The organism is Pantoea sp. CFSAN033090 (genome assembly GCF_001264395.1).
GTDB classification, from domain to species: Bacteria; Pseudomonadota; Gammaproteobacteria; order Enterobacterales; family Enterobacteriaceae; genus Pantoea; species Pantoea agglomerans.
In genome coordinates this window covers 178,299-201,639 of the sequence record NZ_LGYX01000011.1, presented here as the reverse complement: position 1 = coordinate 201,639, position 23,341 = coordinate 178,299, and the positions used below count along the sequence as shown (strand labels likewise).

Here is a 23,341-nt window from a genome sequence, read left to right as displayed (position 1 = left end):
AACAATTTGTGCGCTGTGGTTTATATCTAAATGTAAATAAGATTGATAATGATTATCAGTTGCATTAAATTCCGGGCGATAATTACTACACCAGCATGATGTTCTGACTTTTCACGGCTTTTATGCGGAGCCGTTTTACTGTTGCCAGCAAGCAAGTGAGCGAATACTAACAATTAATCAGGTAATTCGCGCCTATGTCACCACGTTTTCGGAGATTGACGCAACCGCGTCTGACTCAACTGGCGTTGCTCGCCACCTTCATCAATACCACCTGCACTTATGCTGCGGGCAGTGAATCTGCCACGCTAGCCCTTTCTGACCGCTATGGCAGCAGTGCCGAACCGGTAATGACGGTGACAGCACCGGAAATCAAAAAAACGGCAGGCAGTAAAACCTCGCTCTCTGCCAGCGATCTGCAACAGCGTGGTGCCACTGACTTTGGATCGATCATGCGCTATGAACCGCTGATCAGTGCTACCGGTACCCGTGGCGGTTCATCAGCCGGTAAGAGCGGTTTTGATCGGGCCGGTTATACCGGCTACAACATTCGTGGCCTCGAGAGCAACCGCGTCGGTCTGGATGTGGACGGCATTCCGTTGCCGCAGGCCACTGGCCGCAGCTATGTAGGACGCGCAGGTCTCGACAGCTTTGGCATTGGCCGCGATTACATCGATCCTTATATGTTTGGCCGTATTGAGATTGAGAAGGGCGCCACAGCAGTGGAACAGCCGAACACCTCGATTGGCGGCAACGTCTCGTTCCGTAATAAGTCTCCCGACGATTACCTGCATCCCGGAAAAGCGACCGCGTTCAGTTATCAGAGCGACTATGACTCATCCAGTCGCAGCTGGCATAACGGCATCACCGCCGCTGCCGGTGACGATGAGCTGCGCGGCATCTTTGTTTACAGCCGCCGTGACGGACATCAGACCCGTAACAACAGCGATACGCTGGATGCGTATCCCGCTAACTGGCACTCCGACGCCTTTATGACCTCCGGCATCTGGCAGCCCAATGATGCTCACAAGCTCAGCGCGACGGTCGATTACTATCACAAAACCCACCACAGCCATTACGACAGCTGGAGCACTTCAGGCAATACAGTCTGGGGGACGGCACAGCAGCAGAGTGATACCCGCCGCTGGGGCATCAGCCTGGCGGATGAGTACACCCCTTACAATGACCTGATCGACAGCCTGACGACCCGCATTTACTGGCAGCAGACCCAGGCGCATGACAACACCCGCATGCCGTCGAGTGCCACCGCCAGGCAAACCGTCTATTCCGATTACAACAGCGACAGCTTCGGTTTTGACACCCGCGCGCTTAAAAGCGTCGGGCGACATGAACTGAGTGCCGGGCTGAATGCGCGCCTGGTGGATACTGAGCGACCTTTCCGTCAGTCACCGCCAGCCAGTACTTTTACTGCGATCATGCAGCCGCAGGCTAACAGTCGCAGCTACACCGTGGGTGGTTATCTGCAGGATACCATCAGCTTCGATGCTGACGGACATCGGGCGGCCATCGTGCCGGGCGCGCGCGTGGCCTATCAGAACACCCGACCGCGTGATGTGGCGACGCTGACCACGAACAGTAGCGTGCTCGACGCCAGCGAAGTTTCAGCGCTCTATGGATCGCCAAACAGCGACACGCAGGTATTGCCGTCGATCGCCTTCCAGTACGATCTGACACCGAAGCTGATGACTTATCTGCAATATACCCGTGGCGCGCAGTTCCCCAACGATACCCAGCTTTATGGTTCATGGAACCTTGGCTCCAGCTATGCCGGCACCGCGCAGTATGCGCTGATTGGTAATGCAGATCTGAAAACCGAAACCAGCAACAACTACGAGTGGGGTGTAAAAGGAGAGGTGGCAAAAGGCGTCACGCTTAACGCTGCCGCTTTTTATAACGACTATAAAAACTTTATTGCCTTTACCCGCTACAGCCGGGCGGCTAATCCGGGTCAGTTCGTCAATGTGCCCGCCAACATTTACACCACCTATCAGGCGGAGAACCGCGATAAAGCCTACATCTACGGGGCTGAAATCAGCAGTAAAGTGAACTTCGGCAGCTGGTTCAGCGAGGTCGAAGGTCTGAGCGCCAATCTGGCGTTTGGTTACACGCAGGGTGCGGCAAAGTCGAGCTACCTTGGTGACCGCTACATCGACCTTGAGAGTGTTGCCCCGATGAAAGCGATCGTCGGACTCGCCTGGGATGATGAGGCGCGCGGCTACGGTGCCGCCGTTACCGCTACCTTTGTCAAAGGTAAGCAAGCCAGCGCGACTAACCGCGAAAGCTTCGCTAACAACGGCAGCAGCCTGGCCGACTCCAGCACCGATTACATGCGGGTGCCGGGTTATGGCATGGTGGATATGACCGCTTACTGGCGTGTCGCGCACAACGTCAGGCTGAGTGGCGGGCTTTACAACATAACCGATCGCAAATACCGGGATTACCTCAGCAGCCGTGAACTGACCAGCGCCACTCAGCAGGAGCGCAACGATCAGGCACTGGCCGTGATGCCGGGCCGTACTTTCCAGTTAGGTGTTAACGTCGATTTTTGATAGCCGTCGCCCTGCGCTGATGCAGGGCACTACTAAGAGAGCCTGAGTCATGAACCTGATTTATCAGCACTATCTTGTCCTTAAAGGTGAACAACCGAACAAATATGCCCGCGACCTGGCCGCGCTGATCGGCATCAGCGAAGCGGAATTGTGTGAAGCGCGCATCGGCGTTGATGCCGTGGCGCTGAAACGCGATTTTCCGGCGTTGCTGAAGGCACTGGGCGCAGTCGGCGAAACCAAAAACATTACCCGTAACGCTTATGCGGTACATGAACATCTGGGTGAATACCACAATGTGCAGATTGGCGCACATGGTGGCCTGGTGCTTAATCCCCGTGCGCTCGATCTGCGCCTGTTCGTCGGTCAGTGGTGCAGCGCCTTTGCTCTGCAGGAGCCGACCGGGCAGGGCGTTCGTCACAGCATTCAGATTTTTGATCGTCATGGCGATGCGGTGCTGAAAGTTTACGCCACGGAGCAGACCAGCATGGCAGTGTGGCAGACGCTGATCGCCGACTTTACCGACGCCGTGGCGACGCCGCTCGTGGTTGAGCCGGTTGCCGCTGCTCCCCTGACGGAGGCGATTGATGCCACCGCCATCGACCGTGAATGGCGCGCCATGACCGATGTTCATCAGTTTTTCGCGTTGCTGAAGCGCCACCAGGTGTCACGGCCGCAGGCCTTTCGCGCGGTGGGTGAGGATCTCGCCTGGCAGACCGGCAACGACGCGCTTGAGCGCCTGCTACAGATGGCACAGCAGGCGGGCAATGAAATTATGATTTTTGTCGGCAACCGTGGCTGTACTCAGATTTTCACCGGAAGGGTAGAGAAGCTGCAGCCAGTGGAAAACTGGCTCAACATCTTCAATCCGAAGTTCACCCTGCATCTGATGGCTGATCAGATCAGCGAAAGCTGGGTAACACGCAAGCCAACGGGCGATGGCTTTGTTACCAGCCTGGAACTGTTCGCCGCCGACGGCACGCAGATAGCCCAGCTCTACGGTCAGCGCACGGAAGGTACGCCAGAGCAGTCACGCTGGCGCGAGCAGATTGGCGCACTCCGCACGCCGGGAGCGGCGGCATGAAAAGAGCGATGCTGTTATGGCTGCTGATGACGCTGCCATCACTGGCGGCGGAGCGGGTGGTGTCGATTGGTGGTGACGTCACTCAGATTATCTATGCGCTGGATGCCCAGTCACAGCTGGTGGCGCGCGACAGCACCAGTCTGCGTCCGGCGCAGGCCGCCCGACTGCCGGACGTGGGTTATATGCGCCAGCTCAACGCCGAAGGCATTCTGGCACTGAAACCGACGCTGGTGATCGCCAGCGCGCAGGCGCAACCGTCGCTGGTGCTGCAACAGATTGCCCGCGCGGGCGTCAGGGTGGTCACGGTCAGCGGCGACAGCAGCCTGCAGGCGATTCCTCAGAAAATTATCACTGTGGGCCAGGCGCTGCAGCGTGAAAGCGAAGCTCAGGCACTGGCGCAGCAAATGACGCAGCAGATTCGCCAGTTGCCGCAGCAACCGCTGCCGGTAAAAGTGCTCTACATCATGGCGAACAGCGGCATGAAGTCGATGGCGGCGGGAAATCAGACTGCGGCCGATGGCGCCATTCGCAGCGCCGGGCTGGAGAATGCTATGGGCTCGGTGCCGCACTATCAGGCACTGTCGCAGGAAGGGGTGATCGCCGCCGCGCCGGATCTGGTGGTAATAGGCGAGGATGGCCTGAAAACCCTGGGCGGCGAAGCGCAGCTGTGGCAGTTACCGGGTCTGGCGCTGACGCCTGCCGGGCAGCAGCATCGTCTGCTGGTGATCGACACCATGGCACTGCTGGGGTTTGGCCTTGATACGCCGCGGGCAATCGTGAAATTGCGTCAGGCGGCGGAATCGCTGAACCATGATTAAGGATAATGCGCTGCGTGGCCTGGTGCTGATGCTGATCTTCCTGCTGGTGGCGATGGTGCTGGCGGCAAATCTGGGGGCGATGTCGCTTTCAGTGCGGGCGCTGTGGCAGGCACCGCTCAGCGATCTTATCTGGCAGATCTGGCTGGATATCCGTCTGCCGCGCGTGCTGCTGGCGGTGGTGATGGGCATGGCGCTGGCAGTCTCTGGCGCAGTGATGCAGGGTGTTTTTCGTAACCCACTGGCCGATCCCGGTCTGCTGGGGATCAGCAGCGGGGCGGGACTGGCGGTGGCGCTGGCAATCATTATTCCGCTGGCGTTGCCAGCACCGCTGGCATTGTGGCTACCGATGATCGCCGCGTTTATCGGCAGTCTGCTGGTTACACTGCTGATCTTCAGTTTCAGTCGGCTGGCGCGCGGCAATCTTTCGCGGCTGTTGCTGGTCGGCATTGCGATTAATGCGTTGTGCGGGGCGGCGGTAGGCGTGCTGTCATGGCTGAGCAACGACCAGCAGCTGCGCCAGCTGTCGTTATGGGGCATGGGAAGCCTCAGCCAGGCACAGTGGCCTGCACTGCTGATCTGCCTGCTGCTGATTCTGCCAGCCTTGCTGCTTTTACAGACTCGCGCCCGCCACCTTAACCTGCTGCAGGCGGGCGAAGAGGATGCGCACTACATGGGCGTTGATGTGAAGCGTACTCAGCATCAGCTGCTGATCCTCAGTGCGTTGCTGGTCGGTACGGCGGTCTCGGTCAGCGGCGTGATCGGCTTCGTCGGACTGGTGGTGCCACACGTGATGCGTTTTTGCCTTGGCGGCGATCATCGCTGGCTGCTGCCCGGCTCAGCGCTGGCGGGGGCGATTCTGCTGCTGCTGGCCGATACGCTGGCGCGCACTCTGGTGGTTCCGGCAGAGATGCCGGTGGGGCTGCTGACCAGCCTGATTGGCGGTCCGTGGTTTCTCTGGCTGATTCTGCGTCAACAGCGAGGGCTGGAGTGATGGACATTTTACAGGCCAGGGGATTGTGTCTCGCGCGCGGCGGCAAAACCGTTATCGATAATCTCGACGTCACGCTGTCAGGTGGCGAGCTGGTGGCGCTGATTGGCCCCAACGGCGCGGGTAAGTCGACGCTACTGCGGATGCTGACGGGATTTCTGTCGCCCGATCGGGGCGAGTGCTGGCTGGGCGATCGACGGCTGACGGCATGGCCGCGTGAGCAGCTGGCACGACGCCGGGCAGTGATGCGCCAGCAGAACAACCTGACCTTTGCGCAGTCGGCGCAGTCGGTCGTGGCGATGGGCCGTGCGCCCTGGCCGGAGGCGCAGACGTCGCAGATTGTGGCTGAGGTTATGCGGCTGACCGGTTGTGAAGGGCTGGCGCAGCGCGATTACCGCCAGCTCTCTGGCGGTGAACAACAACGGGTGCAGCTGGCGCGGGTGCTGGCACAGCTCTGGCATGAGGGAAGGCCACGCGGCTGGCTGTTTCTGGATGAGCCGACTTCGGCGCTGGATCTCTTCTGGCAACAGCAAACCCTGCGTTTACTACGCCAGCTTACGCGCGCAGGAGATCTCACCGTCTGTACCGTGTTACATGACCTTAATCAGGCCTCATTATGGGCCGATCGCATACTGCTGCTGCACGCAGGCCGACTGGTGGCACAAGGCTCGCCGCAGACGGTGATGACGGAATCGACGCTGACGCGCTGGTACCAGGCCGATCTGCAGGTAGTGGCGCATACCGGGAGTGGACAGCCGCATATCCAGCTGCGTATTTAGACCGTTTCGCTTTAAAAACATTGCCTTGCGCGGTTTTATTCGCTGATTTTGCGCTATACCTGGAGTTCCGGACAGATTCAAGGAGACCATAATGGCAAAATCATTAGATCAGACCGCTGAGCAACTGGGGAATATTTTACTCTCTTCCGGACTTCATCTGGCGACCGCCGAATCCTGTACCGCCGGGCTGATCAGCATGACGCTGGCCGCGGTGGAAAACAGCGGAGACTTTTATACCAGCGGCTTTGTGACCTACAGCGAAAATGCCAAAATCCGTCTGCTGGGGGTGCGCCCTGACACGCTGAAACAGCATACGGCGGTGAGCGAACAGACGGCGCGGGAGATGGTGCAGGGCGCCTGCGCCCGCTCCGGCGAGCCGGTGGGATTATCCATTACCGGCTATGCCGGACCGGATGGCGGCGAAGATGGTACACCGGCGGGCACCATCTGGTTTGGCTGGGTATTGCCCGACGGCAGAGACGAAGCGGAGTGCCATCAGTTCAGCGGCGATCCGAAATCGGTGATGGAGCAGGGGACACAGTTCGCGCTGGAAGGACTTATAAAACGGCTGCAGCGAGCCGATCGTTAAAGGCGCGAAACGCGCCTTTAAACAGGCTTAGCGGCAGTCGACAATCAGACGACCCTGCACTTTACCATCCAGCAATGCCTGCGCACCTTCTCTGGCTTCACTTAGCGGGATCACCCGGCTCAGCTTACTGAGCCGTTCGCTATCCATCAGCTCACCGAGTCGTTGCCACGCCTGCTGACGAAGCGGCTTCGGACACATCACGCTATCGACACCGGCCAGCGTAACGCCACGCAAAATAAAGGGTGCGACGCTGGCTGGCAGGTCGAGTCCCTGCGCCATACCACAGGCGGCAACCGCGCCGTCGCGCTGGGTGGCGGCCAGCACATTCGCCAGGGTGTGACTGCCTACGCTGTCTATCGCGGCGGCCCAGCGCTCTTTTGCCAGTGGCTTGCCGGGTTGGGAGAGTTCTTCACGGTCAATGACCGATGCCGCGCCCAGCGTATCAATCAGATAGGCATGGTCGCTGGTGCGCCCGCTGGAAGCGATCACCTGATAACCCAGACGCGCCAGCAGGCTGACGCTATAGCTGCCGACGCCGCCACTGGCACCGGTTACCAGTACCGGCCCCTGTTCAGGTGTAATGCCCTGTTTTTCCAGCGCCATCACGCAGAGCATTGCGGTCAGTCCCGCCGTACCGATTGCCATGGTTTGCAGCGGACTCAGCGTGGCGGGCGGGCGCACCAGCCAGTCGCCACTGACGCTGGCTTTCTGTGCCAGGCCGCCCCACTGTTTTTCGCCCACGCCCCAGCCCGTCAGCAGCGCCACATCATCCTCTTTCCAGTCGGGATGGCGGCTGGCCGTCACCCGGCCAACAAAATCGATACCTGGCACCATCGGGAAGTGGCGCACAATCGGGCCTTTGTTACAGATAGCCAGGGCATCTTTGTAGTTCAGGGATGAGTAGCTGACGTCGAGCGTAACATCGTGGTCAGGCAGTTGAGATTCGGGGAGATCTTTCAGCAGGGAACGGTAACCTTGTTCGTCATTTTCAATGACCAGTGCCTTGAACATGCAGCCTCCGGCAGAGTGGGAAAGAGAAGATCAGTTTACGCCTGGCAGATGCAATGCGGTAGGGCAATGGTCGCGTCTGCAGGCAATGGAGACAACACGAGCGGAAAAGCACGCTGACAGCGGCAGTGAGTTAAGTGCATAAATCTGCATATAATTCAGATAATTAGTCGCATTATGAATTTTTTATGATAAATAGACTATAAAAATCATGTTGTTACATGCGAAGAGGGTGACTGAATAATTACCTGGTTCGGGTTGTCCATGCCTGAAAAAGATGACATCATGACCGCCACTTTTTGACCCTGCTTCTTTGCCACAGAGGACGTCGCCATGTCCGGTTCACCGCGCATCCGCCCGGATTACCGTTCGCTTTTTCCGGCGCTCACCGGGTTATCCTCTTTTCCGATATCTCCGTTATTCACCATGCGGTGAGGCCTGCCGGGCAGCGGCTATGGATCTGCTCTCCACGGGCTGCGTAACGCCTTCTGACTGTTAAGTATTCGCCGGGGCACTGTCCCCATAATTGTGCCTCTGGCACTTCCTCCCTGACGTTAGGGATTCTGTTATGACTCCACTGAAAATTGCTGCCAGCGCCGCTGTGGCGCCCAGTCTGACCCTGAACACTGCGCGAGACGTGGTGACGCTGGATAACACCGACTTCACTGATGTGGCGGCGGTTGTCGTCTCGCTGGCGGATACCCGTAGCGGCGTGCTGGCGCTGCTGCGTCATACCGGCTTTAATCTGCCGGTGTTTGTCGCTAACGCGTTTGAAGAAGAGGTGATGCACCTGCCCGGCGTCAGCGGTGAGCTGAATGGCGATCCTCAGGAGTGGATCGCGCTGGAAGCGGCTGCGCAGGCGTATGAAGCGGCGCTGCTGCCCCCTTTCTTCGAGACGCTGACCCGCTATGTCGATATGCAGAACAGCACCTTTGCCTGTCCCGGACATCAGGGCGGTGCTTTCTTTAAAAAGCATCCGGCGGGCAAACAGTTTTATGACTTCTACGGCGAGAATGTTTTCCGCTCTGATATGTGCAATGCCGACGTCAAACTGGGCGATCTGCTGATCCACGAAGGCTCGGCTAAAGATGCGCAGAAGTATGCGGCAAAGGTGTTTAACGCCGATAAAACCTACTTTGTGCTCAACGGCACCTCAAGTGCCAACAAAGTGGTGACCAATGCGCTGCTGACGCGTGGCGATCTGGTGCTGTTCGACCGCAACAATCACAAGTCGAACCATCATGGCGCGCTGATTCAGGCGGGCGCGACCCCGGTTTATCTTGAAGCGACGCGCAATCCTTTCGGCTTTATTGGCGGCATTGACGCGCACTGTTTTGATGAGGCTTATCTGCGCGAGCAGATCGCGGCCGTGGCTCCGCAGCGCGCGGCTGAAGAGCGGCCTTTCCGTCTGGCGATCATCCAGCTGGGCACCTACGACGGCACGGTCTACAACGCGCGCCAGGTAGTGGATCGCATCGGCCATCTGTGTGATTACATCCTGTTTGATTCCGCGTGGCTGGGCTATGAGCAGTTCATTCCACTGATGGAAGGCTGTTCGCCGCTGACCCTGCAACTGAATGAGAACGATCCCGGCATTTTTGTCACGCAGTCAGTGCATAAGCAGCTGGCAGGTTTTTCGCAGACTTCGCAGATCCATAAAAAAGATAATCATATTCGCGGACAGCGCCGCTTCTGCCCGCATAAGCGACTGAATAACGCTTTTATGCTGCACGCATCCACCAGTCCGTTTTATCCGCTGTTTGCCGCGCTGGATATCAACGCCAGAATGCATCAGGGCGAAGCGGGGCGTCGCATGTGGGATGAGTGCGTCACGCTGGGTATTGAGGCGCGTAAATCGATCCTGGATCGCTGTGAGATGATCCTGCCGTTTGTGCCGGAGACGGTGGATGGCCAGCGCTGGCAGGATGCGCCCACTGAGACGATCGCCCGCGATCTGCGCTACTTCAGCTTTGAACCGCAGGCGAAGTGGCACGGTTTCGCGGGTTATGCGCGCGATCAGTATCGGGTGGATCCCTGCAAGCTGTTGCTGACCACGCCGGGGATTGATGCGGCCAGCGGTGAGTATAGTGATTTCGGGATTCCGGCGACCATTCTGGCGAACTATCTGCGCGAAAACGGCATTGTGCCGGAGAAGTGCGATCTCAACTCAATCCTGTTCCTGCTGACCCCGGCAGAGAGTCCGGAGAAGATGGCGAATCTGGTGGCGATGCTGGCGCAGTTCGAACAGCACGTCAAAGAGGATGCGCCGCTGGCCGAAGTGCTGCCGACCATTTACCGCAAAAATGCCGAACGCTATGCCGGGTATACCCTGCGTCGCCTCTGTCAGGAGATGCACGACCTTTACGTCAGTCACAACGTCAAGGATCTGCAGCGCCTGATGTTCCGCGCCGCGGAGTTCCCGCCGGTCAGGGTGAATCCGCAGGATGCGCATCAGGCTTATATTCGCGGCGAAGTGGAGCTGGTGCCGATAGCCGAAGCGCAAGGCCGGGTTGCCGCGGAAGGTGCACTGCCTTATCCACCGGGTGTGCTGTGCGTCGTCCCGGGGGAAGTCTGGGGCGGCGCGGTGCAGCGTTACTTCCTGGCGCTGGAAGAGGGGCTTAATCTGCTGCCTGGCTTCTCACCAGAGCTGCAGGGCGTTTACACCGAAGAGGATGACCAGGGACAGAAGTATCTGGTGGCCAATATGATAGTGGGGCGCTGATCTGAGCGTGGGCAGAGGCGGGTAGCGGCCCGCCTGCCTTTTTGTTCGCTGCGCGAACGGGGCTGAGAAGGTTTCATTCGCTTAGCAGCGGGCTAATACTGAGCGGGTTCCGCCCGCCAGGCGATGGGGAGTTTCAGGTTGCCTGAGCAGGCGGACGCGTCAAGGGGCGGACGCCCGCCCCTTAACAATCCCGGCGTCCGGCTGCCTGCGCGCCCCGCTGTGCGGGGTGCCTTCGTCACGCCCTGCGGCCGACGGACCGTCCGGACTCGCCATCCCTGGCTCGTACCGTCCTTTCGCCGACGTCCTGTCGGCTCATCCTGGCCTACGGTTGTTCCTCAGCGCTTCGGACGCCTCTGGGAAACCCCCGCCTGTGATTTCTTTATGTTTTCTTTGGTGCACAGTTTTCTGGTGGTCTGAAAGCCAGTCTCAATTCCTGAAGTTCACCGCAACAATCTTAGTTACCTGAAAACGAGATAACAGCGGGTAGGGTTGAATGCCATTCTGTGTGCTGAGCCAAAAGTCAGAGGCAATCCCAAAAAAATACAGCGATAAAGTACCCGACATAACAAGATGAGATAACAGCGGGTGGGTTGAATAACATTCGGTCTGCTGAGCCAAAAGTCAGAGGCAATCCCAAAAAAACTACAGCGAAAAAGCACTCAACATAAAAGCAGAAATAACAGCGGGCGAGTTGAATGCCATTCTGTTTGCTGAGCCGAAAGTCAGAGGCAATTCCAAACTCACAGCGACAGCGAACCCAACATAAAAAGAAGAGATAACAGCGAGGGGGTGGGGAGGCCGTCAGAGCCGCTGAGCGGATGAGGGATTTCAGGACGAGCGACAGGGATGTCGCGAAGAGGCGGGTTCGCGCCAGGGATGGCGCGTCCCGCCGTTCCGTGAGAAATCCTGAAGTAGCGAAGGAACCGCGAAGCGGCGGTGAAGCAGGCCGGAGCCCGGGGTCAAGGGGGCGCGGCGACTGGCGCCCCCTTGTCGGTCGCCTGCAGAGGCGAATCTGAAACTGCCCGGCTTACCAGGCGAACGAAACCTTCTCATAGCCTGTTCGCGCAGCGAGCAATCCCAGCTTCAGCGTTGCACTCCTGATCGCCTGGCGGGCGGAACCCGCTCAGTGCATACCCGCGGCTAAGCGAACGAAACCTTCTCATAGCCTGTTCGCGCAGCGAACAATCCCAGCTTCAGGCGCTGCACTCCTGATCGCCTGGCGGGCGGAACCCGCTCAGTGCATACCCGCTGCTAAGCGAACGAAACCTTCTCATAGCCTGTTCGCGCAGCGAACAATCCCAGCTTCAGGCGCTGCACCTAAGCCCGTTCGCGCAGCGAACACTCCCCCGCTTTAGCGCAGCCCCCATCAGAATCCCCGATAACTCTTCTGCGCGGTACTCACCTTATAAAGATAACGACGCGACTCCGCCGACGGATGCTGGTTCGCCAGTGTCTGGTAAACCTTGCTCGGTGACATGCCGTTAATCATCGAAAACGCCCGATCTTTATCGCTGGAGAAGACGCGCAGCACGCTGCCTGCGCCGCCGTTATAGGCGGTGATCACCGCATAACGACGTGACACCGGATCCTGAATACCGCCCAGATAGCTACGCTGCAACAGCGACAGATAAGCGGTACCCGCATCAATATTGTTCTCCGGATCAAGCAGATAGCTGCGGCTCGGCTTGCCCCATTTACCCTTCATGCGGAACACGTCAACACCGGCAGTATGCTGCACCACCTGCATCAGACCCAGCGCATCAGAATGGCTCACGGCGTAGGGGTTAAAGCTCGACTCGGTCTGCATAATCGCCAGAATCAACGAGGCATCAACACCATACTGATCGGCGGCTTTACGCACCATCGGCAGGTATTTGTGCGCACGCTTATCCAGGTGGTTCGGCACCATCGGAATCGAAATGGTGTAAATCACATGCAGACCCGAGGTGCGGCGCTGCAATTTATTCTGAATCAGATAGTCAGCAAAGGCTTCCGCGCGACCCTGCCAGCGAATCGGCTGACCGGTATTATCCAGCACCTGCCCATACAGCAGCGGCTCTTTACTGATTTCAATATCGTTGGCGTCAGAGTAGAGATCGACATTACCCGGATCTTCGCCAATCAACAGGGTGGTCACGATTGCCTGACGCAGGCTGGCCATAGGATCGGTGCCAGAAATCGTCTCGATGGTCAGCTTACCGCTTTCAAAGTTAATGTGGCTGCGGGTGTAATAGTTGTCGCTATATTTGACGTAATCTTTGGGTCCGGCGATCAGGACCTCATTGATACCCCAGATATTCTCAATATTATGAGCAAACTGCCCCATCAGAATATCAAAGGCGTTGGTATCTTTTACCCACTCCTCGTGGGACTGCTGTTTCTTTGACCCGGAACAGGAAACCAAAAGTGGTGCTATCACCAGCAGGGCGATTAATTTTTTATTCATTGGGAATGCAAGCCTGACCTGGATAACCGGCCTCAGCGATGAGGCCCGGAATGTTTACGCTTCTGGCGGTGTATAGCCTTCGATATGAACGTCTTTACCTTCGAACAGGAAATTGATCATCTCCTTCTCCAGCACTTTACGATCTTCGGGATTCATCATGTTGAGCTTCTTCTCGTTGATCAACATGGTCTGTTTCGCCATCCACTTCTGCCAGGCTTCTTTAGAAATGTCGTTGTAAATGCGCTTACCCAGATCGCCCGGGTAGAGCTGAAAATCCTGTCCTTCCGCGTCGCGCTGTAAAAAAGTACAAAAAATAGTGCGGCTCATTATTCTTCCTCATTAATCTCACAACTGTTCAAAGCCAGTTGTCGGGGATGGCGCAGCTCGTGTAACAGGCGCTCAACGGGTGCGGCTAATCCCACAGATGGTGGCAGCGCTAAGTTATACCAGAGACCGCCTGCTTCATCCATCGCCGCCCCGACAGAAGGCCACGTCAGCCACATTGGCACGATATCGAGATGGAAATGGCTGAAGGTGTGACGGAACGCAGTAAGCTGCTGCGGTTTTGCATGGATGCCGCGGGCCGCCAGCCAGTCGGTCATCGCCGCTTCAGTTGTGAACTGCGGGAAGCAGAACAGGCCGCCCCACAAGCCCACAGGCGGGCGCTGCTCCAGCCAGACATCATCACCATCCTGCATCATCAGGAACCAGCCGCTGCGCTCTGGCAGCACCTGCTTAGGCTTCTTACCGGGATAGCTAGCCCAACTGCTGCTGGCATACGCCTCACAACCGCTGTTCAGCGGGCAGATTTCGCACTTCGGCTTTGATCGGGTACAGACGATAGCACCCAGATCCATCATCGCCTGATTAAACTGGCTGACGCCCTCGGCGGGTGTGACCTCTTCGCTGATCTGCCAGAGCCGCTTTTCGACCTCTTTCTTACCCGGCCAGCCGCTGACAGCATAGCAACGGGCCAGCACGCGCTTGACGTTACCATCCAGAATCGGGAAATGCTGCCCCAGTGACAGCGACAGGATCGCGCCCGCCGTGGAGCGGCCTACGCCGGGCAGGGCAGAGACATCATCGAAATTACGCGGGAACTCGCCCTGATGAACCTCGACAATCTGCTTTGCGGCTTTATGCAGATTACGCGCACGGGCGTAGTAGCCGAGGCCGGTCCAGAGATGTAACACCTCATCCAGCGGAGCCGCAGCCAGATCGGTAACCGTGGGGAAGCGCGCCATAAAGCGTGCAAAATAGGGAATAACCGTGGCAACCTGGGTTTGCTGCAGCATCACTTCGGAGAGCCACACCTTATAAGGCGTTTTCTCCAGCTGCCACGGCAGGGTTTTGCGACCAAAGCGCTGATACCAGTCCAGCACCTGTTGCGCGAACTGCGGCGCTTGCATCATAAGAAGGAAATTTTCCGTGTTTACTCTACACTCAGGCAGGAATTCCAGCACATGCGCACCTGGGTGTAAACCGGAAGATTGCAAAGGCTTGCTTCTGCTTATGAACTTTGCATAATGCCCGTTTCCCGGAACAGGCTAACCAGCAGGCTTTTACATGATTAATGACGTCATCACCCCAGAATTTGATGAGAACGGGCGGCCATTACGCCGGATCCGCAGCTTTGTGCGCCGCCAGGGCCGCTTAACCAAAGGCCAGCAGCAGGCGCTGGACACCCTGTGGCCGGTCATGGGGGTGGAATATCAGCCGGAGCCTGTCGATCTGCCCGCGCTGTTTGGCCGCGAAGCCCCGGTGACGCTGGAAATTGGCTTTGGCATGGGCGCTTCGCTGGTAACGATGGCGCAGAACACGCCGCATCAGAACTTCCTGGGTATTGAAGTGCATGCGCCGGGCGTGGGTGCCTGTCTGGCCGCCGCCAAAGAAGCCGATGTGCAGAACCTTCGGGTGATGTGCCATGACGCGGTGGAAGTGCTGGAGAAGATGATTCCGGATAACTCGCTGCGCATGGTTCAGCTCTTCTTCCCCGATCCGTGGCATAAAGCGCGTCACAATAAACGCCGTATCGTCCAGGTGCCTTTTGCCGAGCTGGTGATGCGTAAACTGAAGCTGGGCGGCGTTTTCCACATGGCGACCGACTGGGAAGCCTACGCGGAGCATATGCTGGAAGTGATGAACAGCATCGATGGTTACCGCAACCAGTCAGAACAACAGAATTATGTGCCGCGTCCTGAGACGCGTCCACTGACCAAGTTTGAGCAGCGCGGGCAGCGTTTAGGCCACGGCGTATGGGATTTAATGTTTGAGAGGGTGAAATAATGGCCACACAACGCAGCCGCCGTTTACGTAAAAAACTGCACATTGATGAGTTTCAGGAACTGGGCTTCTCGGTTGCCTGGCGCTTCCCGGAAGGCACCAGCGAAAGCGAAATTGATGAGACGCTGAACCAGTTCATCAATGAAGCGATCGACCCTAACGGCCTGGCCTTCGATGGCAGCGGTTACCTGGTGTGGGAAGGTCTGGTTTGCCTGCAGAAAACCGGCAAATGCACCGATGAGCATCGTGCTCTGGTTCGTAAATGGCTGGAAGATCGCAAGCTGCAGGACGTTCAGATGACTGAACTCTTTGACGTCTGGTGGGACTAAGTCGTCACACAGTGTCGGGCTGAGGCCCGATCAGAGGGTTTCAGACCCGATCTTAGGGAGTAGATATGATGCGTAAAGCGCTTCTTGCTGTGCTGCTGGTGGCAGCAACCCAGGCTCAGGCAGCCTATGAATGCAGCGTTAAGCCGCAGGACGATGTGGTGATTAAGCCGCAGAGCGTGCAGGTGGTCGGTGCCAACGGCAATATGGAAATCTCGCCGCAGGGCGACGTGCAGTTCAATGGACAGAAGGTCACGCTCGATACGGCCGGACGCCAGAAAGCGATCGACTATCAGAACGCGCTGCGTCGCGATCTGCCGTGGATCGACAGCGGGGCGACATCACGTCTGGAGAAAGGGCGTGCGGCACTGGATCAGGTCATCGTTGAAAAACTGGGCACCGACAGCAACGTGCGTAATCGCCTGACCACGCTGAATGGTCAGCTGAAACAGCAGATGAACCGCATCATTGAACACCGTGAAGATGGGCTGACGTTCCACCATCAGGCGATTGATCAGGTTCGCGCCGAAGGTGAAAGGCTGGTGCAGTCGACGCTGGGCGGCGTGATGCAGGATAGCCTGAACGAGATGGGCAGTAAGCAGGGCAGCGGCGGCAGTAATCCGCTGCAGGCGATTATGGGTAATCTGGGCGGTTTGCAGCAGTCGATTCAGGCTGAGTGGAGCAAGCAGGAGCAGGATTTCCAGAACTTCGGTCACGAGGTGTGTAATCGCGTTATTTCGCTGGAAGATCAGCGTAAACAGCTTACCGGCGCACTGAAAAAATAGGTCAACGCCTCAGCCTGTCGGGCTGAGGCGCTTTTGTTACTCTTCCGCTAAGAACAGCTCCAGCAGCGAATTCAGGAACAGCTTCCCTTTCTCCGTAATCTGCCACTGCTCCGCGGTTTCAGTCACGTAACCCGCGGCAATCGCGGCATCCATCTGCGGACGGATCACCTGCTCTGATAAACCGGTATAGCGGCTGAACTCGTCACGCGGCGCGGCTTCCAGCAGGCGAAAGCGGTTCATGAAATATTCAAACGGCTTGTCGCTATCGGCAACGTCATACTGCTTTTCGCGGTAGTTCCCCTGCATAAATCCACGCGGATGACGGGTTTTCACCGTGCGGACTATGCGGCCATCCGGTTGCGTCAGCTTACCGTGTGCGCCACACCCAATCCCCAGATAGTCGCCAAAGCGCCAGTAGTTGAGGTTGTGCTCACAGCGATAACCCGGCTTCGCGTAGGCGGAGGTCTCATACTGCTGATAACCGGCAGCCTGCAACAGCTGATCGCCCTGTTCGAAAATATCCCATAGCGCATCATCATCCGGCAGCACCGGCGGGCGTGAGCCAAACAGGGTGTTGGGTTCAATCGTGAGCTGATACCAGGAGAGATGCGGTGGATTAAGCGCAATCGCCTGACGTAAATCATCGAGCGCCTCTTCCAGCGACTGATCGGGCAGGCCATGCATCAGGTCAAGGTTAAAACTGCGCAGCGAGAGCGACTCGGCCAGTTCAGCGGCGCGGACCGCCTCTTCCGGGCCGTGAATGCGGCCAAGGCGCTGCAGCTTTTGCGGACTGAAACTCTGTACGCCAATCGAAATACGGTTGATACCGGCGCGCTGATAGGCGCTGAACCGGTCCGCTTCCACGGTGCCCGGATTGGCTTCCATGGTCACTTCCGCATCGGGCGAGAGCGTCAGACGCTCCCGCACACCATCCATCAGCATCTGCATCGCGCTGCTGCTCAGCAGGCTGGGCGTGCCGCCACCGATGAAGATCGTGCGCACTTCCCGGCCATTGATCAGCGGTAAATCGATCTCCAGATCGCGCAACAGGTGCTGCACGTATTCAACGTGCGGCACCTCATCTTTCAGCGCGTGGGAATTAAAATCACAGTAGGGACATTTCTGTACGCACCACGGAATGTGGATATAGAGACTTAACGGCGGCAGATTAGGCATTACACATCGCTTCCAGCAACAGCGTCAATGCTTTACCCCGGTGAGAAACTGCACCTTTTTCCGCTTTACTCAGTTCGGCCGCGGTTTTACCCAGCGCCGGGACAAAGAAAATCGGGTCGTAACCAAAACCACCGGCACCAGCGGCGGCGCGGGTGATCTCACCCTGCCAGCTGCCGTGGAACACCAGCGGGGTCGGATCTTCCGCATGACGCAGATAGACCAGCACGCAGTGAAATTGTGCCTGGCGCTGACCGTCTGGTACGTTTTCCAGCGCCTGCAGCAGCTTCTCCAGGTTCTGTTGATCGCTGGCCTCTTCACCGGCGTAGCGCGCCGAGTAGATGCCGGGCGCGCCGCCCAGCGCATCTACGGCCAGGCCGGAATCATCGGCAATGGCCGGTAATCCGGTGATCTGTGCCGCGTGACGCGCCTTGAGAATCGCGTTCTCAATAAAGGTCAGGCCGGTCTCTTCCGCCGATTCAACCCCAAGGTCGGTCTGTGCGACGATATCCAGACCAAAGGCGGAGAGTAACTCCGCCAGTTCACGCACTTTGCCGGGATTGCCGGTTGCGAGGACAACTTTTTGCATAACAGTTCCAGTTTGATTCATTTACAGCAGATACCAGAGACCCGGGAACAGGTCCATGCCGAGAAAGTTCAGGGCATACAGCACCAGGATGACGATCATTGCTGAGAAATCGATGCCGCCCATCGCAGGCAGAATACGGCGAACAGGTGCCATCATCGGCTCGGTTAACTGCACCAGCAGATAGTCGACAGGACCCCGGCCCTGGCTGATCCAGCTCATCAGGGAGCGAATAATAATCACCCAGAAGACCAGATAGCCGGCGGATTTAACCAGCGACAGCAGGCCGACCAGCAGATTGGTTGGGTCGACTGAGAAGACGCCCACCTGAATCAGCAATAAAATCGGGTATTTCAGCGTAGTCAGCACAAATGCCAGCAGCAGCGAGGCGGTATCTATCGGTCCCAGTGCCGGCAGTATACGGCGCAGCGGCTTAACAATCGGCTGTGTCACCTTTACGACAAACTGCGCCACTGGATTGTAAAAATCGCAGCGGGACCACTGCATCCAGATGCGTAACAGCAGCACCATGACGTAGAGATCGATCAGCGTTTTTACTAAAAACGTCAGTGTTAACATGAAGTTCCTCTGTTATTGTTGTGAGTTGTGCGCATAATCTCGTGCGCCAAAAATGGCGGTGCCGATACGCACCATCGTACTGCCTGCGGCGATTGCCGCCTCCATGTCATCGCTCATTCCCAGCGAAAGCGTGTCTGCATGCGGATAGTGCTGTTGCAGCTGCCGGAAGGCTTCCGCCATCTGCTGACACACCGCCAGCTGCCGCGCGTAATCACTCTCTGCTGCCGGAATCGCCATTAATCCGCGCAGCCGCAGTTGCGGCAGGGCAGCGATCTGCTCCGCCAGCCCGGAAACGGCCTCCAGCATGATGCCAGATTTGCTGTTCTCGTCACTGATATTTACCTGAATTAACACATTCAGCGGTGGCAGCGAAGCAGGCCGCTGATCGTTGAGCCGCTGCGCGATGCGCTGACGGTCAATGGTGTGACACCAGGCGAAATGTTCTGCCACCAGACGGCTTTTATTGGACTGCAGCGGGCCGATGAAGTGCCACTCCAGCTCAGGATGTGCGGCCAGTGCCTGGACCTTTTCAACCCCTTCCTGAACGTAATTTTCACCAAAGGCAATCTGGCCAGCGGCAAAGGCTTCTTCGACCGCGCTCGCAGGTTTGGTTTTACTGACTGCAAGCAGGGTAATTTCTTCTGGTGCGCGGCCGCAACTCGCGGCAGCAGCAGCGATTCGCTGCCGCACTTGCTGTAGGTTCTGCTGGATTGAGGTCATAGTCAGGAGAAATTATGAATCTGGATGAAATGGTGGGGCTTAGTGTAAAGCATAATGCCGCCGATCTGCACCTTTGCAGCGGACATTTGCCCTACTGGCGGCGGCAGGGAAGGCTGGAGGCGATGCCGCAGCAGTGCCCGCTTTCTGGCGCATGGATGGCGCAGTTTATGGCCCGCTGGCTCAGTGACCCGCAGCGTCAGGAGCTGGAGCGCGCAGGGCAGCTCGATTTCGCCCTGAGCCTGGCCGATGGTCAGCGTCTGCGCGCCAATCTCTTTATGCAGCGCAACGGCCTGTCACTGGCACTGCGCATCATCGCCACGGCATGTCCGACGCTTGCGAGCCTGCAACTGCCCGCCATTGTCCCGACGCTGCTGGAGCAGCAGGATGGGCTGATTCTGGTGACGGGTGCGACCGGCAGCGGTAAATCAACCACGCTGGCGGCGCTGGTCGATGCGCTGAACCGCCAGCAGGCGCGGCATATCATCACGCTGGAAGATCCGATTGAATTTATCCATCACAGCCAGCAGTCGCTGATACAGCAGCGTGAAATCGGCCTGCACTGCGGTTCGTTCTCGCTGGGGGTAAAGGCAGCACTGCGTGAAGATCCCGACGTCATCCTGCTGGGCGAACTGCGCGACAGCGACACTATTCGTCAGGCGCTGACTGCTGCGGAGACCGGCCATCTGGTGCTGGCGACGCTGCACACCCGTGGCGCAGCGCAGGCGGTGGATCGGCTGGTTGATGTCTTTCCGGCAGAGGAGAAACAGCTGGTGCGTACTCAGCTGGCGGGCAGCCTGAAAGCGGTAATTGCACAGCGGCTGGTGCCATCAGTTGCCGGTTCGCGCATCGGACTGTTTGAGGTACTGATCGCCACACCGGGCATCACCAATCTGATCAGAGAAGGCAAGATGCACCAGATCCCTGCGCTGTTACAAACCGGCGCACAGGCCGGTATGCAGACGTTTGAGCAGAGCAGGCTGGCGCGTCAGGCTGCCGGACTGATTGAGTGAGGATGTCAGTAATGGTTTTCGAACCAGTCCTGCAAAATGATGGCAGCAGACTGTGAGTCGACCGATCCTTTATTGAGCGCGCGATAGCCGCCGCGTTCAAACAGGCCAGCACGCGCTTCTACCGTGCTGAGTCGTTCATCCTGCAGCTCCACGCGGATGCCAAAGCGCCCGTGCAGGCGGTTGGCAAATTTACGTGCGCGATCGGTCAGCGGCTGCTCGGTGCCATCCATATTCAGCGGTAATCCCACCACCACGAAATCGGGCTGCCACTCTTTCAGCAGTTTTTCAATTACCAGCCAGTCCGGGATGCCATCCTGCGCTTTCAGGGCGGTCAGCGGACGGGCGCTGCCAGTGAGTTGCTGACCTACGGCGACACCAATACTTTTGGTGCCGAAGTCGAATCCTAACAGAGTTTGAGTTGACATCAGGCGTGTCCGGCGTCGCTGGCCATGTTGTGAATATCGACGCCAATACTGCGCGCCGCTTCGCGCCAGCGCTCTGAAATCGGCGTCTGGAACAGGATGTTGCTGTTAGCGGGCGTGGTCAGCCAGGCATTTTCCATCAGCTCATTCTCCAGCTGATCTTTTTCCCAGGCGCAGTAACCCAGCGCTACCAGCACGTTAGTGGGCTGAGACGCCGTACCGATCGACTCCAGCACGTCACGGGACGTGGTGATGATCGTGTTATCTGAAACACGAATACTGGAGGTAAAGGTGCGTTGCGCGGAGTGCAGGATAAAGCCACGATCTTCCGCCAGCGGACCGCCGGTAAACACCGGTTTATCCAGCTTGATCGCCGGATCGCGATCGTCAGCAGAGATTTTAAGCTTCTTCAGAATGCCTTCAACCGTCAGGTTTTCCATGGGTTTATTGATGATCAGTCCCATTGCACCCTCTTCGTTATGTTCGCAGAGATAGACTACGGAACGTTTGAAGAAAGGATCCTGCAATGAAGGCATGGCAATCAAAAAGTGATGTTGTAAATTCATTCTCACACGATGTACCAAAAAAATAACCGGCACGCGACGGCCGCACCGGTATTGGGTTGATCACGGAGCTTCGCCCCGGCGTCATGCTCAGCCCAGGCGCTTCTCAATGGCATCCATCAACATGCCGGTGATGGAGATCGGGAACGCAGCCTCAATTTCACGAATGCAGGTTGGGCTGGTCACGTTAACTTCAGTCAGTTTATCACCGATGATGTCCAGACCGACAAAAATCAGCCCTTTTGCTTTCAGCGTCGGACCAACACGGCGCGCGATTTCCCAGTCGCTTTCACTCAGCGGACGCGCTTCACCGCGACCACCGGCGGCGAGGTTACCACGCGTTTCACCGCCCTGCGGGATACGCGCCAGGCAGTAAGGCACCGGCTCGCCATCGACGACCAGCACGCGTTTGTCACCCTCGGTGATCGCCGCAATATAATTCTGCGCCATGCAGAAACGGCTCTCATGCTCGGTCAGGGTTTCGGTAATCACGCCAAAGTTAGGATCATCTTTCTTCACGCGGAAAATCGACGCACCACCCATGCCATCGAGCGGCTTCATGATGATGTCGCCATGCTCCTGCCAGAAAGCGCGCAGCTGCGCTTTGCTGCGGGTCACCAGGGTGTCAGGCGTAAACTCGGCAAACCAGGCAGTGTAGAGCTTTTCGTTACAGTCACGCAGGCTCTGCGGTTTGTTCACGATCAGCGTACCCAGCTCTTCAGCGCGCTCCAGAATGTAGGTCGCATAGATGAACTCGGTATCGAATGGCGGATCTTTGCGCATCAGCACCACATTCAGGTCAGCCAGCGGGATCACCTGCTCGCTGCCAAACTGATACCAGTTCTCAGGGTTCTGCTCGACGGTCAGCAGGCGGGTGCGGGCCGAGGCCACGCCACCGCGCAGGGAGAGATCGTGCATCTCCATGTAGTGAATTTCATAACCACGGCGCTGTGCTTCCAGCAGCATAGCGAAGCTGGAGTCTTTTTTAATATTGATGGACGAAATAGGGTCCATCACGATGCCAAGTTTAATCATTATTATCTCCTCGGTGAGGCGGTATTTACCGCCTCGTCTGGTTCGGTCTGCAGTGGGCCGATCGGTCAGGACATCATGCCTGCTCTCTTTCCGCTGAAAGTATCGCTTAACCCAGGTCGCCAAACCTCACCTGAAGTGCCGTAATGGCCGTCAGCGCGGTAGTTTCGGTTCGCAATACCCGTGGGCCAAGCAGAATGTCAGTAAAATCGTGCTGCGCCGTCATCGCAATCTCGTCCGCAGACAAACCGCCTTCAGGGCCAATCAGCAACCTTACCCGCTCAACAGGCTGTGGCAGCGTGTTGATGCTGTGGCTGGCGCGCGGATGCAGATTAAGCTTCAGTCCGCTATCTGCTTCTGCACACCAGGCTTCCAGCGTCATCGCTTCACGAATCTCCGGCACGCGATTACGGCCGCACTGCTCGCAGGCGGCAATAGCAATTTTCTGCCACTGCTGGATCTTCTTCGCCAGACGCTCAGCATCAAGCTTTACGCCACAGCGCTCGGAAAACAAGGGTGTAATGACATTCACGCCCAGTTCGATCGATTTCTGGATAGTGAATTCCATTTTTTCACCGCGCGACATCACCTGACCTAAATGCAGATGTAACGGTGACTCGCGATCGTCCGGCTGGCTCTCTGTGACCGATACTTTTACACGCTTTTTATCTACATGCGTGATCTCTGCTGCAAAAGTCAGATTAGTGCCATCAAAGAGTTCCAGACGCTGACCTGCCGTCATCCGGAGCACCCGGCCCACATGATTGGATGCATCTTCATCCAGGGTAATTTCACTGCCGATGCTTAATGGCCCGGCGTGATAGATGCGAGGTATACGCATAAGGTTCCTGAGACCGGACGCCG

General features: G+C 57.5%; 23 protein-coding genes. 11 read left to right on the top strand and 12 right to left on the bottom strand.

Translation table 11 applies throughout. From position 1 onward, the window contains the following. Positions 1 to 194: 194 nt before the first annotated feature. The 6 genes from AFL22_RS12585 to AFL22_RS12560 all read left to right on the top strand — a co-directional run bounded on the left by AFL22_RS12585 (position 195) and on the right by AFL22_RS12560 (position 6,822). A complete protein-coding gene (locus tag AFL22_RS12585; protein ID WP_052271524.1) occupies positions 195 to 2,567 on the top strand; it encodes a TonB-dependent receptor in 2,373 nt (790 codons plus the stop codon). A 49-nt stretch (positions 2,568 to 2,616) separates the two neighbouring features. Beyond that, positions 2,617 to 3,648 (top strand): hemin-degrading factor, encoded by a 1,032-nt coding sequence (locus tag AFL22_RS12580; protein WP_052271523.1) that lies wholly within the window; start codon positions 2,617 to 2,619, stop codon positions 3,646 to 3,648. Continuing rightward, a complete protein-coding gene (locus AFL22_RS12575; protein WP_033772557.1) occupies positions 3,645 to 4,466 on the top strand; it encodes a hemin ABC transporter substrate-binding protein in 822 nt (273 codons plus the stop codon). Before AFL22_RS12580 ends, AFL22_RS12575 begins: the two co-directional genes overlap by 4 nt. Next, positions 4,459 to 5,457, top strand: coding sequence for an iron ABC transporter permease (locus tag AFL22_RS12570; protein ID WP_010671078.1), 999 nt, complete (start codon positions 4,459 to 4,461; stop codon positions 5,455 to 5,457). The genes AFL22_RS12575 and AFL22_RS12570 overlap by 8 nt, the downstream gene beginning before the upstream one ends. After that, entirely contained in the window at positions 5,457 to 6,233 is a 777-nt protein-coding gene (locus tag AFL22_RS12565; RefSeq protein WP_082239209.1) for a heme ABC transporter ATP-binding protein, read from the top strand. The genes AFL22_RS12570 and AFL22_RS12565 overlap by 1 nt, the downstream gene beginning before the upstream one ends. 91 nt (positions 6,234 to 6,324) lie before the next feature. After that, positions 6,325 to 6,822 (top strand): CinA family protein, encoded by a 498-nt coding sequence (locus AFL22_RS12560; protein ID WP_010671076.1) that lies wholly within the window; start codon positions 6,325 to 6,327, stop codon positions 6,820 to 6,822. A 27-nt stretch (positions 6,823 to 6,849) separates the two neighbouring features. Here the strand turns inward: AFL22_RS12560 and AFL22_RS12555 are convergent, their stop codons facing one another. Beyond that, positions 6,850 to 7,833, bottom strand: coding sequence for an MDR family oxidoreductase (locus AFL22_RS12555; protein WP_050679660.1), 984 nt, complete (start codon positions 7,831 to 7,833; stop codon positions 6,850 to 6,852). A gap of 565 nt (positions 7,834 to 8,398) precedes the next feature. Here AFL22_RS12555 and AFL22_RS12550 point away from each other — a divergent pair. After that, positions 8,399 to 10,552 (top strand): ornithine decarboxylase, encoded by a 2,154-nt coding sequence (locus tag AFL22_RS12550; protein WP_052271521.1) that lies wholly within the window; start codon positions 8,399 to 8,401, stop codon positions 10,550 to 10,552. 1,366 nt (positions 10,553 to 11,918) lie between these two features. On the opposite strand, the gene mltC is transcribed toward AFL22_RS12550, so the two are convergent. Genes mltC through mutY form a run of 3 tightly spaced genes read right to left on the bottom strand, consistent with a single transcriptional unit; the run spans position 11,919 to position 14,410 of the window. Beyond that, positions 11,919 to 12,998: a membrane-bound lytic murein transglycosylase MltC gene (gene mltC / locus AFL22_RS12545; protein WP_033758737.1), complete on the bottom strand. Its 1,080-nt coding sequence runs from the start codon at positions 12,996 to 12,998 to the stop codon at positions 11,919 to 11,921. Positions 12,999 to 13,052: 54 nt separating this feature from the next. Continuing rightward, positions 13,053 to 13,325 (bottom strand): oxidative damage protection protein, encoded by a 273-nt coding sequence (locus AFL22_RS12540; RefSeq protein WP_003853409.1) that lies wholly within the window; start codon positions 13,323 to 13,325, stop codon positions 13,053 to 13,055. Next, positions 13,325 to 14,410, bottom strand: coding sequence for an A/G-specific adenine glycosylase (gene mutY, locus AFL22_RS12535; RefSeq protein WP_052271520.1), 1,086 nt, complete (start codon positions 14,408 to 14,410; stop codon positions 13,325 to 13,327). Before mutY ends, AFL22_RS12540 begins: the two co-directional genes overlap by 1 nt. Positions 14,411 to 14,564: 154 nt before the next feature. Between mutY and trmB the strand changes: the two genes are divergently transcribed. The 3 genes from trmB (at position 14,565) to AFL22_RS12520 (ending at position 16,392) form a co-directional block, all read left to right on the top strand. Then, positions 14,565 to 15,284, top strand: a complete 720-nt coding sequence (gene trmB, locus AFL22_RS12530; protein ID WP_010248887.1) for a tRNA (guanosine(46)-N7)-methyltransferase TrmB — start codon at positions 14,565 to 14,567, stop codon at positions 15,282 to 15,284. Next, positions 15,284 to 15,610 carry a YggL family protein gene (locus tag AFL22_RS12525; protein ID WP_003853403.1) on the top strand — a complete coding sequence of 109 codons (327 nt, stop codon included), beginning with the start codon at positions 15,284 to 15,286 and terminating at the stop codon, positions 15,608 to 15,610. Before trmB ends, AFL22_RS12525 begins: the two co-directional genes overlap by 1 nt. A gap of 65 nt (positions 15,611 to 15,675) precedes the next feature. After that, on the top strand, positions 15,676 to 16,392 hold the full coding sequence (locus AFL22_RS12520; RefSeq protein WP_010248885.1) for a DUF2884 domain-containing protein: 717 nt from the start codon (positions 15,676 to 15,678) through the stop codon (positions 16,390 to 16,392). 36 nt (positions 16,393 to 16,428) lie between these two features. Here the strand turns inward: AFL22_RS12520 and hemW are convergent, their stop codons facing one another. From hemW to AFL22_RS12500, 4 genes are read right to left on the bottom strand one after another with little or no spacing between them, the layout of a single operon-like run. Then, a complete protein-coding gene (hemW, locus tag AFL22_RS12515) occupies positions 16,429 to 17,568 on the bottom strand; it encodes a radical SAM family heme chaperone HemW (protein ID WP_010248883.1) in 1,140 nt (379 codons plus the stop codon). Further along, positions 17,561 to 18,154 carry an XTP/dITP diphosphatase gene (locus tag AFL22_RS12510; protein WP_033769898.1) on the bottom strand — a complete coding sequence of 198 codons (594 nt, stop codon included), beginning with the start codon at positions 18,152 to 18,154 and terminating at the stop codon, positions 17,561 to 17,563. The genes hemW and AFL22_RS12510 overlap by 8 nt, the downstream gene beginning before the upstream one ends. A gap of 21 nt (positions 18,155 to 18,175) precedes the next feature. After that, positions 18,176 to 18,730, bottom strand: coding sequence for a YggT family protein (locus AFL22_RS12505; protein WP_010248879.1), 555 nt, complete (start codon positions 18,728 to 18,730; stop codon positions 18,176 to 18,178). A 12-nt stretch (positions 18,731 to 18,742) separates the two neighbouring features. Beyond that, positions 18,743 to 19,450: a YggS family pyridoxal phosphate-dependent enzyme gene (locus AFL22_RS12500; RefSeq protein ID WP_010671071.1), complete on the bottom strand. Its 708-nt coding sequence runs from the start codon at positions 19,448 to 19,450 to the stop codon at positions 18,743 to 18,745. A 14-nt stretch (positions 19,451 to 19,464) separates the two neighbouring features. On the opposite strand from AFL22_RS12500, the gene AFL22_RS12495 reads away from it, so the two are divergent. Then, the gene (locus tag AFL22_RS12495) at positions 19,465 to 20,460 is read left to right on the top strand and encodes a type IV pilus twitching motility protein PilT (protein ID WP_033780717.1); all 996 of its coding nucleotides are present in this window, start codon (positions 19,465 to 19,467) and stop codon (positions 20,458 to 20,460) included. A 5-nt stretch (positions 20,461 to 20,465) separates the two neighbouring features. On the opposite strand, the gene ruvX is transcribed toward AFL22_RS12495, so the two are convergent. The 4 genes from ruvX to rsmE form a co-directional block, all read right to left on the bottom strand. Beyond that, positions 20,466 to 20,885 (bottom strand): Holliday junction resolvase RuvX, encoded by a 420-nt coding sequence (gene ruvX, locus AFL22_RS12490; RefSeq protein WP_003853387.1) that lies wholly within the window; start codon positions 20,883 to 20,885, stop codon positions 20,466 to 20,468. Beyond that, entirely contained in the window at positions 20,885 to 21,448 is a 564-nt protein-coding gene (locus tag AFL22_RS12485; RefSeq protein WP_010248870.1) for a YqgE/AlgH family protein, read from the bottom strand. Before AFL22_RS12485 ends, ruvX begins: the two co-directional genes overlap by 1 nt. An 87-nt stretch (positions 21,449 to 21,535) precedes the next feature. Further along, the gene (gshB, locus tag AFL22_RS12480) at positions 21,536 to 22,480 is read right to left on the bottom strand and encodes a glutathione synthase (protein WP_010248868.1); all 945 of its coding nucleotides are present in this window, start codon (positions 22,478 to 22,480) and stop codon (positions 21,536 to 21,538) included. Positions 22,481 to 22,586: 106 nt separating this feature from the next. After that, positions 22,587 to 23,318 carry a 16S rRNA (uracil(1498)-N(3))-methyltransferase gene (gene rsmE, locus AFL22_RS12475; protein ID WP_010248866.1) on the bottom strand — a complete coding sequence of 244 codons (732 nt, stop codon included), beginning with the start codon at positions 23,316 to 23,318 and terminating at the stop codon, positions 22,587 to 22,589. Between the last annotated feature and the right edge of the window lie 23 nt (positions 23,319 to 23,341).

Excerpts from the sequence above, each read along its gene's own strand:
- trmB (WP_010248887.1), top strand. The coding sequence starts at position 14,565 with ATGATTAATGACGTCATCACCCCAGAATTTGATGAGAACGGGCGGCCA.
- AFL22_RS12500 (WP_010671071.1), bottom strand. The coding sequence starts at position 19,450 with ATGACCTCAATCCAGCAGAACCTACAGCAAGTGCGGCAGCGAATCGCT.
- AFL22_RS12525 (WP_003853403.1), top strand. The coding sequence starts at position 15,284 with ATGGCCACACAACGCAGCCGCCGTTTACGTAAAAAACTGCACATTGAT.
- AFL22_RS12555 (WP_050679660.1), bottom strand. The coding sequence starts at position 7,833 with ATGTTCAAGGCACTGGTCATTGAAAATGACGAACAAGGTTACCGTTCC.
- gshB (WP_010248868.1), bottom strand. The coding sequence starts at position 22,480 with ATGATTAAACTTGGCATCGTGATGGACCCTATTTCGTCCATCAATATT.
- AFL22_RS12550 (WP_052271521.1), top strand. The coding sequence starts at position 8,399 with ATGACTCCACTGAAAATTGCTGCCAGCGCCGCTGTGGCGCCCAGTCTG.
- hemW (WP_010248883.1), bottom strand. The coding sequence starts at position 17,568 with ATGCCTAATCTGCCGCCGTTAAGTCTCTATATCCACATTCCGTGGTGC.
- AFL22_RS12510 (WP_033769898.1), bottom strand. The coding sequence starts at position 18,154 with ATGCAAAAAGTTGTCCTCGCAACCGGCAATCCCGGCAAAGTGCGTGAA.
- AFL22_RS12585 (WP_052271524.1), top strand. The coding sequence starts at position 195 with ATGTCACCACGTTTTCGGAGATTGACGCAACCGCGTCTGACTCAACTG.
- AFL22_RS12485 (WP_010248870.1), bottom strand. The coding sequence starts at position 21,448 with ATGAATTTACAACATCACTTTTTGATTGCCATGCCTTCATTGCAGGAT.
- AFL22_RS12540 (WP_003853409.1), bottom strand. The coding sequence starts at position 13,325 with ATGAGCCGCACTATTTTTTGTACTTTTTTACAGCGCGACGCGGAAGGA.
- AFL22_RS12565 (WP_082239209.1), top strand. The coding sequence starts at position 5,457 with ATGGACATTTTACAGGCCAGGGGATTGTGTCTCGCGCGCGGCGGCAAA.
- AFL22_RS12505 (WP_010248879.1), bottom strand. The coding sequence starts at position 18,730 with ATGTTAACACTGACGTTTTTAGTAAAAACGCTGATCGATCTCTACGTC.
- AFL22_RS12575 (WP_033772557.1), top strand. The coding sequence starts at position 3,645 with ATGAAAAGAGCGATGCTGTTATGGCTGCTGATGACGCTGCCATCACTG.
- AFL22_RS12580 (WP_052271523.1), top strand. The coding sequence starts at position 2,617 with ATGAACCTGATTTATCAGCACTATCTTGTCCTTAAAGGTGAACAACCG.
- rsmE (WP_010248866.1), bottom strand. The coding sequence starts at position 23,318 with ATGCGTATACCTCGCATCTATCACGCCGGGCCATTAAGCATCGGCAGT.
- AFL22_RS12560 (WP_010671076.1), top strand. The coding sequence starts at position 6,325 with ATGGCAAAATCATTAGATCAGACCGCTGAGCAACTGGGGAATATTTTA.
- AFL22_RS12520 (WP_010248885.1), top strand. The coding sequence starts at position 15,676 with ATGATGCGTAAAGCGCTTCTTGCTGTGCTGCTGGTGGCAGCAACCCAG.
- mltC (WP_033758737.1), bottom strand. The coding sequence starts at position 12,998 with ATGAATAAAAAATTAATCGCCCTGCTGGTGATAGCACCACTTTTGGTT.
- AFL22_RS12570 (WP_010671078.1), top strand. The coding sequence starts at position 4,459 with ATGATTAAGGATAATGCGCTGCGTGGCCTGGTGCTGATGCTGATCTTC.
- mutY (WP_052271520.1), bottom strand. The coding sequence starts at position 14,410 with ATGATGCAAGCGCCGCAGTTCGCGCAACAGGTGCTGGACTGGTATCAG.
- AFL22_RS12495 (WP_033780717.1), top strand. The coding sequence starts at position 19,465 with ATGAATCTGGATGAAATGGTGGGGCTTAGTGTAAAGCATAATGCCGCC.
- ruvX (WP_003853387.1), bottom strand. The coding sequence starts at position 20,885 with ATGTCAACTCAAACTCTGTTAGGATTCGACTTCGGCACCAAAAGTATT.